Annotated in this window: 15 protein-coding genes and 1 pseudogene; 5 read left to right on the forward strand and 11 right to left on the reverse strand. The window is 73.7% G+C overall.

Annotation, left to right across the window (positions count from 1 at the left end; translation table 11 throughout):
* Nucleotides 1–45 precede the first annotated feature (45 nt).
* Complete coding sequence (locus ACIA6T_RS23725; RefSeq protein ID WP_399448454.1) at nucleotides 46–1,347, reverse strand: CAP domain-containing protein; 1,302 nt, start codon at nucleotides 1,345–1,347, stop codon at nucleotides 46–48.
* Nucleotides 1,348–1,510: 163 nt separating this feature from the next.
* Nucleotides 1,511–1,878: pseudogene (locus ACIA6T_RS23730) on the reverse strand (fused response regulator/thioredoxin-disulfide reductase); the annotation flags it as partial.
* Between the two features lie 111 nt (nucleotides 1,879–1,989).
* Between ACIA6T_RS23730 and ACIA6T_RS23735 the strand changes: the two are divergent.
* A complete protein-coding gene (locus ACIA6T_RS23735; RefSeq protein WP_399448456.1) occupies nucleotides 1,990–2,862 on the forward strand; it encodes a universal stress protein in 873 nt (290 codons plus the stop codon).
* A 17-nt stretch (nucleotides 2,863–2,879) separates the two neighbouring features.
* Here the strand turns inward: ACIA6T_RS23735 and ACIA6T_RS23740 are convergent, their stop codons facing one another.
* Both ACIA6T_RS23740 and ACIA6T_RS23745 read right to left on the reverse strand, forming a co-directional pair.
* On the reverse strand, nucleotides 2,880–4,112 hold the full coding sequence (locus ACIA6T_RS23740) for a DUF4032 domain-containing protein (protein ID WP_399448457.1): 1,233 nt from the start codon (nucleotides 4,110–4,112) through the stop codon (nucleotides 2,880–2,882).
* A 41-nt stretch (nucleotides 4,113–4,153) separates the two neighbouring features.
* The gene (locus ACIA6T_RS23745; protein WP_399448459.1) at nucleotides 4,154–4,906 is read right to left on the reverse strand and encodes an MBL fold metallo-hydrolase; all 753 of its coding nucleotides are present in this window, start codon (nucleotides 4,904–4,906) and stop codon (nucleotides 4,154–4,156) included.
* A gap of 186 nt (nucleotides 4,907–5,092) precedes the next feature.
* Here ACIA6T_RS23745 and ACIA6T_RS23750 point away from each other — a divergent pair, with 186 nt between their 5' ends.
* Entirely contained in the window at nucleotides 5,093–5,701 is a 609-nt protein-coding gene (locus ACIA6T_RS23750) for a TetR/AcrR family transcriptional regulator (RefSeq protein WP_399448460.1), read from the forward strand.
* A gap of 46 nt (nucleotides 5,702–5,747) precedes the next feature.
* Complete coding sequence (locus ACIA6T_RS23755) at nucleotides 5,748–7,421, forward strand: FAD-binding dehydrogenase (RefSeq protein ID WP_399448461.1); 1,674 nt, start codon at nucleotides 5,748–5,750, stop codon at nucleotides 7,419–7,421.
* Here the strand turns inward: ACIA6T_RS23755 and ACIA6T_RS23760 are convergent.
* The 3 genes from ACIA6T_RS23760 to ACIA6T_RS23770 all read right to left on the reverse strand — a co-directional run bounded on the left by ACIA6T_RS23760 (nucleotide 7,418) and on the right by ACIA6T_RS23770 (nucleotide 9,431).
* The gene (locus ACIA6T_RS23760; protein WP_399448462.1) at nucleotides 7,418–7,768 is read right to left on the reverse strand and encodes a DUF488 domain-containing protein; all 351 of its coding nucleotides are present in this window, start codon (nucleotides 7,766–7,768) and stop codon (nucleotides 7,418–7,420) included. The two genes, ACIA6T_RS23755 and ACIA6T_RS23760, sit on opposite strands and share 4 nt — an antisense overlap.
* Nucleotides 7,769–7,845: 77 nt before the next feature.
* Nucleotides 7,846–8,097, reverse strand: coding sequence for a WhiB family transcriptional regulator (locus tag ACIA6T_RS23765; RefSeq protein WP_399448464.1), 252 nt, complete (start codon nucleotides 8,095–8,097; stop codon nucleotides 7,846–7,848).
* 113 nt (nucleotides 8,098–8,210) lie between these two features.
* Nucleotides 8,211–9,431, reverse strand: a complete 1,221-nt coding sequence (locus tag ACIA6T_RS23770) for a saccharopine dehydrogenase family protein (protein ID WP_399448465.1) — start codon at nucleotides 9,429–9,431, stop codon at nucleotides 8,211–8,213.
* 131 nt (nucleotides 9,432–9,562) lie between these two features.
* On the opposite strand from ACIA6T_RS23770, the gene ACIA6T_RS23775 reads away from it, so the two are divergent.
* A complete protein-coding gene (locus tag ACIA6T_RS23775; RefSeq protein ID WP_399448466.1) occupies nucleotides 9,563–10,258 on the forward strand; it encodes a TetR/AcrR family transcriptional regulator in 696 nt (231 codons plus the stop codon).
* Here ACIA6T_RS23775 and ACIA6T_RS23780 read toward each other — a convergent pair.
* Nucleotides 10,255–11,154, reverse strand: coding sequence for a LysR family transcriptional regulator ArgP (locus tag ACIA6T_RS23780; RefSeq protein WP_399448467.1), 900 nt, complete (start codon nucleotides 11,152–11,154; stop codon nucleotides 10,255–10,257). The two genes, ACIA6T_RS23775 and ACIA6T_RS23780, sit on opposite strands and share 4 nt — an antisense overlap.
* Before the next feature lie 67 nt (nucleotides 11,155–11,221).
* On the opposite strand from ACIA6T_RS23780, the gene ACIA6T_RS23785 reads away from it, so the two are divergent.
* A complete protein-coding gene (locus ACIA6T_RS23785; protein WP_399448468.1) occupies nucleotides 11,222–11,839 on the forward strand; it encodes a LysE/ArgO family amino acid transporter in 618 nt (205 codons plus the stop codon).
* Nucleotides 11,840–12,105: 266 nt separating this feature from the next.
* On the opposite strand, the gene ACIA6T_RS23790 is transcribed toward ACIA6T_RS23785, so the two are convergent.
* The 3 genes from ACIA6T_RS23790 to ACIA6T_RS23800 all read right to left on the reverse strand — a co-directional run bounded on the left by ACIA6T_RS23790 (nucleotide 12,106) and on the right by ACIA6T_RS23800 (nucleotide 14,633).
* Nucleotides 12,106–12,564 (reverse strand): cyclic nucleotide-binding domain-containing protein, encoded by a 459-nt coding sequence (locus ACIA6T_RS23790; RefSeq protein WP_399448469.1) that lies wholly within the window; start codon nucleotides 12,562–12,564, stop codon nucleotides 12,106–12,108.
* 274 nt (nucleotides 12,565–12,838) lie between these two features.
* Entirely contained in the window at nucleotides 12,839–14,326 is a 1,488-nt protein-coding gene (locus ACIA6T_RS23795; RefSeq protein ID WP_399448471.1) for an aminotransferase class I/II-fold pyridoxal phosphate-dependent enzyme, read from the reverse strand.
* 76 nt (nucleotides 14,327–14,402) lie between these two features.
* Nucleotides 14,403–14,633 (reverse strand): hypothetical protein, encoded by a 231-nt coding sequence (locus tag ACIA6T_RS23800; RefSeq protein ID WP_399448472.1) that lies wholly within the window; start codon nucleotides 14,631–14,633, stop codon nucleotides 14,403–14,405.
* Between the last annotated feature and the right edge of the window lie 73 nt (nucleotides 14,634–14,706).

A 14,706-nucleotide genomic window follows, 5' to 3' on the forward strand; every position in this document is an offset into this window, starting at 1 on the left:
TCCCTCCGCCAGGATCATGTACGGACGGCCCCGGGCCCGGCGCCGTCAGCCGCCGAAGAGCTGGGTCCAGTACGTGCCCGCCCGGCCGCCGCCCGCGAATCCGACGCCGATGTGGGTGAAACCGGCCTCGAGGATGTTGGCGCGGTGACCGGGGCTGTTCATCCAGCCCCGGACGACCTCGGCGGCCGAGCGCCGGCCGCACGCTATGTTCTCGCCGACCGTCCGCCGCGCCGAACCCGCGGCGGCGGCCCGGTCCCAGGGCCTGCCGCCGTCGGGCGCGGTGTGGGAGTAGAAGTCGCGGGCCACCATGTCGGCGCTGTGCGCCTGCGCGGCCGCGGTCAGCAGGGGGTCGTGGGACAGGGGCGGCAGTCCGGCACGGGCGCGCTCCCGGTTGGTGAGGTCGACGACCTCGCCGGTCGTACGGTTCAGCCCGTCCGGGGTGAGCGGACTGGCCCACAGCGCCGTCCAGTAGAGGCCGCCGGACCCCTCGCAGGACCCCATGGCGGCGTGGGTGAAGGAGGGGTCGCACACGGTGCGGCGGGCCGCCTCGTGGCGCAGGCAGTGGTCGACGAACCGGTCGACCGTGAGCGGCCCGGAGACCAGGTGTTCGCCGACGGTGAGGTACGGGTATCCGGCGGCGACGACCCGCTGGTGGACGGAGACGCCGTCCACGCCCTCGACGCCGAGGCGTCCGCCCCGCGCCATCATGCCGGCGTGCTCCCGCGCCGCGCCGGCCAGCCGCGCGTCATGGGCGACCGGAGGCGAACCGGCGGCGGTCCGGGCCGAGTTCACCAGTTCGAGGAAGCCGTCCCCGGCGGCCGGGCGGGCCGGGGCGGCGGGTGCCGCGCGTGTGGCGACCGCCCCGTCGTCGTCCGCCACGTCGACCCCGAAGTCCCGTGCGAGACCGGCCAGTCCATCGGCGTACCCCTGCCCCAGCGCGCGCAGTTTCCACTCCCCGCCGCGCCGGTAGATCTCCGCGAGGAGCAGCACGGCCTCCTGGCGCACCCGGGGCGGGGAGAACCTGGCGAGCGGACGTCCGCCGGCGCCGGCGACCTGGAGCACGGGGACGGGCAGGCCGCTCAGCGGGGTGCCGGGCTCGGCGGGGCCGGCGGCCACCATGACGCGCGCGGCACCGGGACGCAGCGCCGACGGGTCGACGGTGAGGGTGTCCCCGGCGAGCCGGGCGCCCGGTGCGGACGGCTGGTTGTAGAACACGAAGTCGCCGTCGCCCCGCACCTTTCCGCCGTCGTCCGTGATCAGCGCGGACACGTCGAAGGGGCCGGGCACGCGGACGGTCACGGCACCGCCCGGGAGGGCCAGATTGCCGCCGGGGACCAACTCCTGCATCACGCCGTCCTGCTGTCGTCGTACACGGACCGGTGGGGGTGTCCGGACAACGACGAGCGGCGGCCGCGGGTTCCCGGCCGCGGTTCCTCAGCGGCGCAGCGCCCGGGCCCAGTCCGACGGCGCCCGTCCCGCCGGGCCCGGTGACGGCTGGTCCGCCGGGTGGCTCACGGGCGGTGAGGATCTCGGCGCCGAACTTCGTGGCCTGCCGCCGCGCCCGCTCGGTGAGCCGCGCCCCCGACACGCCGTCGGGGAAGCCCAGGTGGTTCCCGATCCGGGAGGACTGCCCCGCCTGCCCGCCGGTCGCCGACCGCTCCGCCAGCACGGTCCGCAGCCCTTCGGAGGCCCCGTAGACCGCCGCGCCGAGCCCCGCCGCCCGCCGATCACCACCAGGTCGTAGAAGCCGGCCTCCGGGGCCGTCGCCAGGCCCACCCGTGCGGCGAGGTCCACGGACTCCGGCTCCACCAGGGGCGTCCCGTCCGGGGTGATCACCACCGGCAGCCGCATCCCGTCCTCGCCCGCGGCCACCGCACCGGCCCTGCCCCTCGTATGTTCGACGGCGCTCCCGCGCTCAGGTGTGCGCGGGCCGCGGAGCGTAGGGAAGACTGGCTCACGCGAAGTGGACACGACACCTGGAGGAACCGCATGACGCGCCCGATCACGGCAGGGATCGACGGAACCGGGGAGAGCCTCGCCGCGCTGGCCTGGGCCGCGCGGGAGGCGGTCCGCCGGGGACTGCCGCTCAGGGTGGTGCACGCCTGGCGGTTCGAGGCGCACGACGCGGTGGACACGGGGGACAGGACGACGCAGGAGCAGTGGGTGCGCGCGTCGGTGGAGGAGGCGGTCCGCGCCGTCGGTGAACGCCACCCCGACCTGGCCGTGACGACGGATGTTTTGGAGGGCGACGCCGTGCGGACGCTGACCGGCGCCGCCGCGGACGCGGAGCTGCTGGTGCTCGGCTCGCGCGGACACGGGCGGATCATGGGCTTCCTGGTCGGCTCGGTCGGCCAGCAGGTGGTCGTCGACGCCGAGCGGCCGGTGGTGTTCGTAAGGGCCGGGGACCAGCCGTCGAACGAGGTCGCCGGACACGAGATCGTCGTCGGCCAGCAGGGCGACCCCGAGGACAGCGCCGCCGCGCTCGGCCTCGCCTTCGAGACCGCGGCCCGGCGCGGGGCCACGGTGCGCGCCGTACGGGCCTGGACCCTGCCCCCGGTGTTCGCCTACAGCCCCGCCTCGCTCCAGCTCCTCGACGAGGCCGGCGGCCTGGAACCGTACGAGCAGAAGGCGCTGGCGGCGGCCCTCGCGCCGTGGCGGGAGCGCTACCCGGACGTGCACGTGATCGAGCACGTGGAGATGGGCAGCGCCGGACAGGTGCTGCTGTCGGTGGCGGGCACCGCCCAGCTGACGGTGGTCGGCCGCCGCGCCCACCGCACGGCCGTAGGCGCCAGGATCGGCTCGGTGGCCTACGGCGTCCTGCACCACGCGGACTGCCCGGTGGCCGTGGTTCCGCCGGCCTGACCCCGCGCTCCGGCCGGCTAGTCGTCCGTCGGCCGGAGCGTCTCGCGCGCCTTCGGGAGGATGTTCCTGATGTAGTCCTCGACGGCCGTGTCGAGCCCGATGTCGTGCTGCGCCCGCTCGGACAGGTACCAGCGGTGCTCCAGCAGTTCGTGGTAGATCTCCGCGGCGTCCATCGGGCCGCGCAGCTCCGGCGGCACGGACCGCACGGTGGGCCGGAAGGCCTCGCGCACCCAGCGGTGGGCGAGGACCTCGGGGCGGGCGCCGAGGGGATCGCCGGGCGCGTAGTCGTCCTGGGTGGCCATCCAGCTCTCCAGGTCGTTCAGCAGCCGCCTGGCCTGGTTCTCCTCGGCGTCGAGCCCGGTCAGGCGCAGCAGTTGCCGCTGGTGGTGGCCGGCGTCGACGACCTTGGGCACGAAGGTGACGGTGTCGCCGTTGGAGGCGTGCTCGATCTGCATCTCGGCCACGTCGAAACCGAGGTCGTTCAGCCGGCGGATGCGGCGCTCGATGTAGTGGTACTTGCCCGCCGGGTAGACGGAGGTACGGGTCAGCTCCTGCCACAGCCCCGTGTAGCGGGCGCAGATCTCGGTGCCGAACTCGATCGGGTCGACGGAGGGGTGCAGCGCCCCGGAGGCCTCCAGGTCGAGCAGCTCGCCGCTGATGTTGACCCGCGCGAGATCGAGGTCGTACTCCCGCTGGCCGACGCTCAGTTCCGGGTGCAGGTCACCGGTCTCGGCGTCCACGAGATACGCGGCGTAGGCGCCCGCGTCGCGCCGGAACAGCGTGTTGGACAGCGAGCAGTCGCCCCACGCGAACCCGGCCAGGTGCAGCCGCACCAGCAGCACGGCGAGCGCGTCCATCAGCCGGTGCATGGTCGCCGGGCGCAGCGTCGTCTCGAACATCGACCGGTACGGCATCGAGCCGCCGAGGTGACGGGTGATCAGCACGCTCTCCAGCGGCTCACCGGCGGTGTCGGTGCGGCCGGTGACCACGGCCAGCGGGTCCACCGCGGGGATGCCGATCCGGTCCAGGTCGCGCAGCAGCTCGTACTCGCGCAGCGCGGGCCGCCGGGCGAGCTCCTTCACCGCGATCACCTCGTCGCCGGCGCGCGAGTAGCGCACCACGTGCCGGGAGATGCCGCGCGGCAGCGGCACCAGGTACTCCTCCGGCCACTCCTCCAGCGGCAGGTGCCACGGCAGTTCCAACAGGAGCGCGGGATGCTCCGGGTTGGTGGCGTTGATCTGCAGTGCCATGGCGGGGGTGTCCTCGTCTCGTGGGCGATCGTCGTCCCACCCTATTGCGCGCGCTCCCGGGCCAGCCGGGCGGCGTCCCGTACGGGCCCCTCGTGCAGCGGGCCGTGTCCGGGCAGCAGCAGGTCGCCGTCCAGCTCCGCCAGGACGTCCAGCGAGGCGACGGCGGTGGCGCGCTCGTGGTGGAACATGTCCGTCAGCATCTGCGGTCCCTCGGTCCGCGAGGTGGGATGGCCGCTCACCAGGGCGTCGCCCGACACCACCACCCCGGTGCCCGGGAAGTGGAACGCGCAGTGCCCGGCGGTGTGGCCGGGCGTGTGCACGGGCACGGGCCGGCCGGGCAGATCGAGCGGACCGGGACCGGCCCCCGGGAACGGCTCGGGCGCGGTGACCGCCACGTCCGCCGTCCCGCCGGAGCGCAGGGCGTGCGCCGCCCAGGGCAGCACACCCGGCCGCCATCCGTTGCGCAGCACCTGCCCGACGGTCACCTGGTGCAGGAAGTCCCGCCGGGCGTGCGGGACTTCGGCCTTGTGGGTGTACACGGGGGTGCCGTACGCGGCGCTCAGGTACTCGGCGGAGCCCAGGTGGTCGCTGTGGGCGTGCGTGATCAGTACGGCCGTCACCGCCTCCGGCGAACTCCCCACCTCCGCGAGGGAGGCGAGCAGCCCCTCGCGGTCGCCGGGGTAGCCGGTGTCGATCAGCGTGACGGCGTCCCCCTCGGTCAGGATCACCCAGTTGGTGTTCGTGCCGTGCACCAGGAAGGTGCCGTCCGCGACGTGCCGCACGGTTGCTCGCATGTTCGTCCCGAGTTCCAGTCGTTCCTGCCGGACGGGAGAAGGAAAGCAGATCGCGGCGCGGGCGCGGGTGGCGGGCGCGGCCGTGCGGCGCCGGCCCGGCGGGACTCCGGTGTGATCCCGCCGCTCCCGGGCCTTTCGATACACCGGTGTATCGGATACGTTCCCGTATCGAACGAAGGGGCGACCATGACGGTGGGCGGTACGGAGGGGCGCGTCACCAGGCGCCGGCTGCGCACGCGCGCGAACCTGCTCGAAGCGGCGTTCTCCGTCTTCGCCGCCAAGGGCTTCGGGCACGTCTCGATCGAGGAGGTCTGCGAGGCCGCCGGCTACACCAGGGGCGCCTTCTACTCCAACTTCGCCGGCCTGGACGAACTGTTCTTCGCCCTCTACACGGAGCGCGCCGAACTGATCGCCGAACAGGTCGCCGGGGCCCTCGCCCAGGACGGACCCGACCTCGACGTGCCCGCCGCCGTGGACCGCGTCACCGAGGTCCTGCTCCTCGACCGCGACTGGCTGCTGGTCAAGACCGACTTCCTGGTGCACGCCGCCCGTGACCCGGAGGTGGCGCGCGCCCTGCTGGAGCACCGGGCGCGGCTGCGGCGGGCCGTCGGGGACCGGCTCGCGCGGGCCCGCGGCCACACCGGACTGCCCGCCGTGCTCGGTGACGTCGAGGGCGCCGCGCACGCCGTGGTCGCCGCCTACGACGGTGTCACCACCCGACTGCTCCTTGACCGGGACGTCGCGGGCGCCCGGGCCTGGCTGAAACAACTGCTGACCGCGCTGCTCACCGCATGACAGTCACCGCACCACAGTCACCGCACAACAGGAAGGGACGGTCGCCATGGATGCCGACGTCATCGTCGTCGGAGCGGGACTCGCGGGCCTCGTCGCGGCCCACGAGCTGACCGGCAGGGGCCGCAGGGTCGCCCTGGTCGACCAGGAGAACGCCGCCAACCTCGGCGGGCAGGCCTTCTGGTCCTTCGGCGGGCTGTTCCTCGTCGGCTCCCCGGAGCAGCGGCGCCTGGGCATCAAGGACTCCTTCGACCTCGCCTGGAACGACTGGCAGGGCAGCGCGGGCTTCGACCGGCTCGACGACGAGGACTCCTGGGCGGTGCGCTGGGCGAGGGCGTACGTGGAGTGGGCGGCGGGGGAGAAGCGGTCCTGGCTGGACGGCCACGGCATCACCTTCCTGCCCACCGTCGGCTGGGCCGAGCGCGGCGACCTCCGCGCGGACGGACACGGCAACACCGTGCCCCGCTTCCACATCGCCTGGGGCACCGGGACCGGCGTCGTCGCGCCCTTCGTCCGGTACGCCCGGCAGGCCGCCCGCGACGGACTGCTCACCTTCCACCACCGTCACCGGGTCGACGAACTCGTCGTCGAGGGCGGCACCGCGCGGGGGGTGCGCGGCACGGTGCTCGCGGAGGACGACGCACCGCGCGGTGTCGCCTCCAGCCGCGAGGCGATCGGCGAGTTCGAGCTCACCGCCCAGGCCGTGATCGTCACCAGCGGCGGCATTGGCGCCGACCACGACATCGTCCGCCGGTACTGGCCCGAGCGGCTGGGCACCCCGCCCCGCGAGATGGTCACCGGGGTCCCGGCCTACGTCGACGGGCGGATGCTCGACATCAGCGCCCGCGCGGGCGTGCGCCTGGTCAACCGGGACCGCATGTGGCACTACACCGAGGGACTGCGCAACTGGGACCCGATCTGGCCCGGACACGGCATCCGCATCCTGCCCGGACCGTCCTCGATGTGGTTCGACGCCCTCGGCCGCCGGCTGCCCGACCCCTGTCTGCCCGGCTACGACACCCTCGGCACGCTGAAGCACCTGCGCACCACCGGGGACATCGCCGGACACGACCACTCCTGGTTCGTCCTCACCCAGAGGATCATCGAGAAGGAGTTCGCGCTGTCGGGCTCCGAGCAGAACCCCGACATCACCGCCAAGGACCGGGCCGGCTTCCTGCGCACCCGCGTGCTGGGCAAGGGCGCCCCCGGCCCGGTGGACGCGTTCCTGCGCAAGGGCGCCGACTTCGTGACCGCCCCCACCGTCGAGCAGCTCGTCGAGAAGATGAACGCCCTCACCGACGAACCGCTGCTCGACGCGGCCCTCGTACGCCGCCAGATCGAGGCCCGCGACCTGCAGATGGCCAACGCCTACAGCAAGGACGCCCAGGTCCAGGGCATCCGCAACGCCCGCCGCTACATCGGCGACCGCCTCGGCCGCGTCGCCACCCCGCACCGCATCCTCGATCCCGCGGCCGGCCCGCTGATCGGCGTCAAGCTGAACATCCTCACCCGCAAGACCCTCGGCGGCATCCAGACCGACCTCGACTCCCGCGCGCTCGGCGCCGACGGCCGGCCCGTCGAGGGCCTGTACGCGGCCGGCGAGGTGGCGGGCTTCGGCGGCGGCGGTGTCCACGGCTACAACGCCCTGGAGGGCACCTTCCTCGGCGGCTGCCTCTTCTCGGGCCGGGCGGCGGGACGCGCGGCGGCCGCGCACACCGCCTAGTCCTCCAGCAGGCGGGCCAGCACCTCCGCGTGACCGGTCTCCGGGCTCCTGGACGCGGTCAGCAGGGTCACGGGGCCCTTCCCGGCCAGTTCCCGTACGTGATCCAGGAGTTCGGCGGCCTCCGGGGCGGCCGGTTCCCCCTCGTAGCGCTCGCGGAACTCCTCGTACGGCCGGTCGTCCGCGTGGTACCAGCGGCGCAGCCCGGTGGACGGGGTCAGCCCCTTGGGCCACTCGTCCACCCGCGCCGCGTCCTTCGCCAGACCGCGCGGCCACAGCCGGTCGACCAGGACCCGGACCCCGTCGTCCGGCTCGGGCGGTTCGTGGACACGGCGCACGCGCACGCTCATGGTCGGCCCCTTCCGGCGGTGTCCCGCGAGCGTATTGCGACGCACCGGGCCGGGCACGGCGAGACCGCCGGGCCCGGCTAGCCGGAGGAGCGCCGGGCGGCGATACGGCGCTTCAGGGCACGGCGTTCCGTCTCGCTCGTACCGCCCCACACCCCGATGGACTGCCCCGTGTCCAGCGCCCACTGGAGGCACTGCTCCTGCACGGGGCAGCGTCGGCACACGGCCTTGGCCTGTTCCGTCTGCATCAGGGCGGGGCCGGTGGTGCCGATCGGGAAGAAGAGGTCGGGGTCCTCGGTCCTGCAGGCCGCACGTTCGCGCCAGTTGTCCATCGAGAGTCACCTGCGATCATCGGTGTGAAAACGGGCAGGCGCCCTTTTGGGCGCCTTACTCCTTTTCGGGTCACCTGTCCACCGGAGGTGAAACAACGGGACGCCGCGCGCGGTCACTGTTCGCGCAGTCCCCAGGGCGAGCCGTACGCGGTCAGCAGTTCCAGGAACGGCCCCGCGGGGAACGCCTCCGGACCGAGCACGCCCGTGCCCGACCAGGCGCCGCCGGCGAGCAGTTCGAGGGCGACGACGGGGTTGACGGCGGTCTGCCACACCACGGCCTGGCAGCCGTACTCGGCCATGGACCACTGGTTGTCGACCACGTGGTACAGGTACACCTCGCGCGGCGCCCCGTCCTTCACGCCCCGCACCCAGGTGCCGGCGCAGGTCTTGCCGTGCATCCGCTCGCCCAGCGTCGCCGGGTCGGGCAGACAGGCGGCCACCACGTCCCTGGGGGAGACCCGCACCGGACCCTCCGGGCCGGGCACGGTCACCGGTTCGGTGCGGTCCAGGCCCAGCAGGCGCAGCGTCCTCAGCGTGTCGATGAACTCGCGGCCCAGACCGTACTTGAAGGTCACCCGGCGGGCGTCCACCCAGCGCGGGACGAGCAGCACCTCCTCGTGCTCGACGTTCACGCACTCCACCGGGCCGATGCCCTCCGGGAAGTCGAACACCTCCGGCTCGCTGAACGGCTCGGTGGTGAACCAGCCGCGGCCCTCCTCGTAGACCACGGGCGGGTTGAGGCACTCCTCGATGGTGGTCCAGATGCTGAAGGACGGCGCGAAGCCGTAGCCGTCCACCGTGAGGTTCGCGCCGTCGCGGACGCCGATCTCCTCGATCCCATCGAAGAGTTCGTCGGCGGCGTACCGGGCGAAGACGTCCGACAGCCCCGGTTCGACGCCCATCCCGACCAGGGCGAGCGCACCGGCCTTCTCCCACTCCTCGGACCGTGCGAACTGCTCGTCGCCGAGCTTCACCCCGCACTCCTCGTACGGCCGTTCGGCGTGCGGCCGGGACAGCGACATCGCCATGTCGACATAGGTGGCACCGGCGCGGCGCGCGGCCCGGAACAGCGGCATCACGAACCGGGGGTCGGTGGCGTTGAGCAGGACGTCACAGCCGTGCCGTTCGAGCAGCGCCACCACCCCGTCCTCGTCACCGGCGTCCACGCGCTCGGCACGGAACCGGGCCCCCTCCACGCCGAGCGCGGCGACCGCCGCCCCGGCCCGGCCCCGGTCGTGGTCGGCCACCACCATCCGGTCGAAGAACGGCCGCCGGGCCGCGATCCGGGTGACGGCGGTACCCACGCCGCCGGCTCCCACCAGCAGTACGCGCATGACGGAGCACTCCCTCTCTGCCTCGTGGATCCTCGTGGATCCGGGATGTGTGCGGGGCCCCGGCCGGAGATACAACGCCTCGCGACGGCATAAGGTCAATGGCGTTGGCATAAGGGCGCGAGGAGACGACGGTGCCGAAACGCGTGGTTCCCGAGGAGCGCCGGCGGCGCCGCAGGCCGACCAGGAGCGGCCGGGTCCTGTCCGAGACGCTGATCGTCGAGACGGCGCTGCGCCTGCTGCGCGAGCACGGCAGCACGGGTCTGACCGCCCGCCGCCTCGGCCTCGCCCTGGACTGCGACCCGAGCACCCTCTACCGCTACTTCCGCGGCATGGACGAGCTGACCCTCGCCATCGGGGACGCGCTGATCGGCCAGGCGCTGCACGGCTGGCGGCCCACGGGACAGTGGCGGGCCGACCTGCGGGCCGTCGGGCTGCGCATCCACGCCGCCTATGTGTCGCACCCGCAGGCCGCCGTCCTCACGGCGAGCCGGGTCTCCGGCCGGGCGAACGAACTGGCGGCCGACGAGGCGGTCCTCGACGTGCTGCGCACCGCGGGCTTCCCGCTGCCGGAGACGGTCCGCGTCTACCACGCCTTCATCGACACCACGCTGGCCTTCGCCGCCCTCGACGCCGCGTCCCTGGCCCTGCCCGACGCCGCACTCCACGCCGACGAGGAGATGTGGCGCTCCACCTACGCCCGCCTCCCCGCCGCCACCCACCCCCGCATCGCCGAGGCCGCGCCCCTGCTGGCCACCCGCATGGTCACCAGCGCCTACCCGACGGCACTGGACATGCTCCTGGAGAGCGCCGGGAACAGCCTGGCCTAGCGGCGCAGGGCCTCCGCCGCCGCCTCCGTGACCGCGTCCGCCACCGCCGCCAGCGCGGGGGAGTCCAGCTTCCACTGCTGCCAGTACAGGGAGATGTCGACCTCCCGGTCCGGGGCGAACACCGCGAGGCGGCCGGACCCGAGCAGGGGGCCGGCCTGGGCCTCGGGGACCATGCCCCAGCCCAGGCCCGCGGCGACCGCCTCGGCGAAGCCCTCCGAGGTCGGCACGTGGTGGCGCAGCGCGCTCGCCTCGGTGCGTCCGCGCGTGAGCCGGCGCACGAAGCCGTCCTGGAAGTCGTCCTTCCGGTCGAACACCACCACGGGCGCCACGGGCAGTACCTCCCGCAGTGGTCCCGCGAGATGCCGTACGGCGAACTCCGGGTTCGCCACCGGGAGATAGCGCATCCGCCCCAGATGCCGTACGGAACAGCCCGGCACCGCGTCCGGCGACGAGGTCACCGCGGCCATCACCGTCCCCTCCCGCAGCAGCGCCGCCGTATGGGCCTCGTCCTCCCGTCGCAGTTCGAAGCGGAGCCGCGAGTCGGCCGGCAGGCGGGTGAGGGCCCCGAGGAACCAGGTCGCCAGCGAGTCCGCGTTCACCGCCACCGGCACCCGGGTCGGCTCCCCGGCACCGCTCAGCCCCAGCTCGGCGTACGCGTCCCGTTCCAGCCGGACCGTCTGGCGGGCGAGCCTGACCAGCACCTCGCCCGACTCGGTCGGCCGCACCGGCTTGGTGCGCAGCAGCAGCACCCGCCCCGTGCGCTGTTCCAGCGCCTTCACCCGCTGGCTCACCGCCGAGGGCGTGACGTGCAGCGCGGCGGCCGCCGCGTCGAACGTCCCCTCGTCCACCACGGCGAGCAGGGTCCTCACCTGGTCCAGCGGAAGATCCTTCATCATGGGAGCTAATGCTACGTAAGAATCATTAGCTGTACTGCAGGGTCTTCCCGCCCGTAGCGTCCTCGGCATGACCAGCACCCTGACCACCGCCGCCGCCGGATTCGGCACCGGCCTCTCCCTCATCGTCGCCATCGGTGCCCAGAACGCCTTCGTCCTGCGCCAGGGCGTCCGCCGCGACGCCGTACTCGCCGTCGTCGGCATCTGCGCCCTGTCCGACGCGGCGCTCATCGCCCTCGGTGTCGGCGGGGTCGGCGCGGTGGTCGTGGCGTGGCCCGGCGCGCTGACGGCGGTCGGCTGGATCGGCGGCGCGTTCCTGCTCTGCTACGGCGCCCTGGCCGCCCGCCGGGTGCTGCGCCCGGCCGCCGCCGGACTGGAGACGGCGGGCGAGGCGGCGGGCTCGCGGCGCCGGGCCGTGCTCACCTGTCTCGCCATGACCTGGCTCAACCCGCACGTCTACCTCGACACGGTGTTCCTGCTGGGCTCGGTCGCCGCCGACCACGGCCCGCTGCGCTGGACCTTCGGCCTCGGTGCCGTACTGGCCAGCGTCTGCTGGTTCGCGGCGCTCGGCTTCGGCGCCCGCCTGCTGAGCCGCTTCCTGGCCCGCCCCACCGCCTGGCGGGTCCTGGACGGCCTGGTCGCCGCCACCATGATCGTCCTCGGCCTGACGCTCATCGCGGGAGCCTGACACCGGGGAGGCCCGCGCGCTTCCCGGTGCCACGGCAGTGGCCCCCGCCGCGGACGCGGGACGTCTTCACCACCATGGCGACGAACTGTGCCCGGCCGTCGCGGATTCCGCCTTCACCCTTGTACGGCCGTCGCGGGTTCCGTCTCCGGTCCCGTACGGCCGTCGCGGGTTCCGTCTCCGGTCCCGCGCGGCCGTCGCGGGCTCCGCTTCCGCCCCCGCGGGGCCGCCCCGGTGCTCGCGCCGCGTCGTCACCGGGGGCGCGGGCGCTACAGCGTCCCGCCGCGCCGGTGCATCGTGTACTGCTCCATCAGCTTGCCGCGTGTCGTCTCCAGCCGGTGGGCGAGTACCTCGGCGACGCTGCGCACCAGGGTCAGCCCGAGCGGCGGGTCCTCCTCGCAGAGCCGGAGCACGGCCGCCGCGTCGAACTCGTAGGCGCGCACCTGGCTGAAGGCCACGGCGCCGAAGTCCCACTGGTAGGGCGGGAACAGCCAGGACCAGCCCAGCAGATCACCCGCGCCGAGACCGGCGACGGTCACCCGGTGCAGGTCGTTCACCCGTTGGTCCAGCGAGACCGCGCCGGAGCGGATCACCCAGAACCGGTCGGCGGTGCCTCCCGCCTCGAAGATGCGGGTGTCCTCGGGGAAGGACACCTCCCGCGCCAGTGCCATCAGGCGCTCGCGCTGCGGCGGGGGAAGGGCGGTCAGGAGTTTGATCGCTTTGGTCATGGCGCGGGGCTCCTCGCCGGGCATTCGGTTCCGGTGCTTTCCCTACGTTCATTTCAGCCGCTGCGGCCGTTCGGGGCACCTCGGCGGACACGGGACGTCCGGTTCCTGCCGCCGGCCCCCGCCCGGGCATGAAAAAGCCCTGGCTGGACGGGGGAAGCCAGCCAGGGCCGTAAGCGGTGGTGTGCGGAGGACGGGGGGTCGACTCCGCCACCACGTATGAATGAACGATAAACCATTTCGGCGGTGTCCGGGTAATCGGGTCACGTGACCTGTTTCACTGGTCCCGGGCGGCGCGCTCGTCCACCACCCGGACCGTGTCCAGACCGGGGTTCGACGGGTCCGGCAGGTGCATGCCCGCGGCCAGCCCCGTCCGCAGATAACGGAGCACGGGCTCGGTGAGCCGTTCGCCCGGCAGGACGGCCGGGATCCCGGGCGGATACGGCGTGACCATCTCGGCCGCGATCCGTCCGGCGGCCCGGTCCACCGGCACGTCCTCGGCCGGGCCGAAGAACGCGTCCCGCGGCAGCAGCGCCTGCGCCATCCGCAGTTCGCCCGGCGACGGCACGTCCACCCTCGGCGCCCGTGGCAGGCTCCGCGCCGCCCGGCCCAGGTCCCGCAGCGCCGACAGCAGTTCCCCGGTCGTCTCCCGGTCGTCGCCGTGGGTGATCTGCATCCCGATACGGCGGTGGTCCACCAGGTGCGCGTCGACGGCGCGGTGCTCGCGCAGCCAGTCCGCCGCCTGGAATCCGGTGATGCCGAGACCGTCGAGATCGATCACACCGGGCAGCGGATCGAAGTCGTCCGCCAGCCCCGGGCCGCAGAAGTCGTCCCGGTCGGCGACGTGCATGCCGTCGATCTCCTCGATCGCGGCCCGGACCCCGTCGGCGAGCGCCAGCGCCGACCCCATCAGCTCCTTGCCGCGCAGCGCCATCTGCCGCCGCCAGCCGTCGAGACCGGCGAAGATCAGCACCGACGGGCTGGTGGTCCCCAGCAGATCGGCGCGCATGCCCAGCAGCGCCGGCGGCACCAGATCACCCCGCAGATGGAACACCGAGCCCTGCTCCAGACCGCTGCCCATCTTGTGGATGCTGGTCACGCAGATGTCGGCGCCCGCGTCCATCGCCCAGGACGGCAGATCGGGGTGGAAGGGCAGGTGCGCGCCCCAGGCCTCGTCCACGATCAGCGGGCGCGAACGCCGGTGGCACACCTCGGCGATGTCCCGCAGCGCCGCACTGGCGCCGTACGGCGTCGGGCTGGTCACCAGCGCGCCGCGCGCGTCCGGGTGGGCGTCGAAGGCCCGGTCGAAGTCGTCGGCCGACGGCGGGTGCGCGATGTGCCGTTCGGCGTCCCACCGCGGCTCCACCCACACCGGCTCGATCCCGGACAGGATCAGCCCGGACACCACCGACTTGTGGGCGTCCCGCCCGATCAGCAGCTTCTCGTGCGGCCCCGCGACCGACAGCATCGCCGCCTTGACCGACAGGGAGCTGCCGCACGTGCTGAAGAAGGTGTGGTCGGCGTGGACCGCGTCGGCCATGAGCTCCTGGGCCCGCTGCAGCACCCTGCCCCGGACGAGCCGGTCGTCCAGGCCGCCCGACGCGAGCACGTCGCCCAGGAACACCGCGTCCCCGAGCACCTCACGCACCGCGGGATCCGCCCCGCGGGCCTGCTTGTGCCCGGGCGGGGTGAAGCCCAGCCGCCCCTTGCGGTGGTACTCCTCCAGTGCTTCCAGAACCGGCGCCCGGCTGTGATCGACCGTCATGGGATTCCGGGTGCCCGGCAGCGGCCCGCCTCAATCCGTACGGAAATCCGTACGGAAGCCCACACGGCCCCGCCCGTCAGCCCTGCGCCGCGCGCTTGCCCGGCGTCAGGATCTCGTCCAGCACCCGCAGCACCACGCCGTAGGCCACCCCGCGCACCTCGGCGTCGCGCGCCGCGCCGGGATCGCCGGCGTCCGCCCGCCCCAGCTCGTCGCCCCGGGCCCGCCAGGCCCGCTCCTCCTGGGCCGCGCAGGCCCGTGCCCGCTGGATGCGCCGCATCAGTTCGTCCGAGTCCACCACATCGGTCATACGGTCCGCGTACCCCCGTGCGCCGATCGGATGACAGGCATTCAGCGAACGGCCGGGAGGTTTGCCGCTACCG

Origin of the sequence: Streptomyces sp. NPDC051740, from assembly GCF_044453165.1 — a bacterium.
GTDB lineage: Bacteria > Actinomycetota > Actinomycetes > Streptomycetales > Streptomycetaceae > Streptomyces > Streptomyces atrovirens.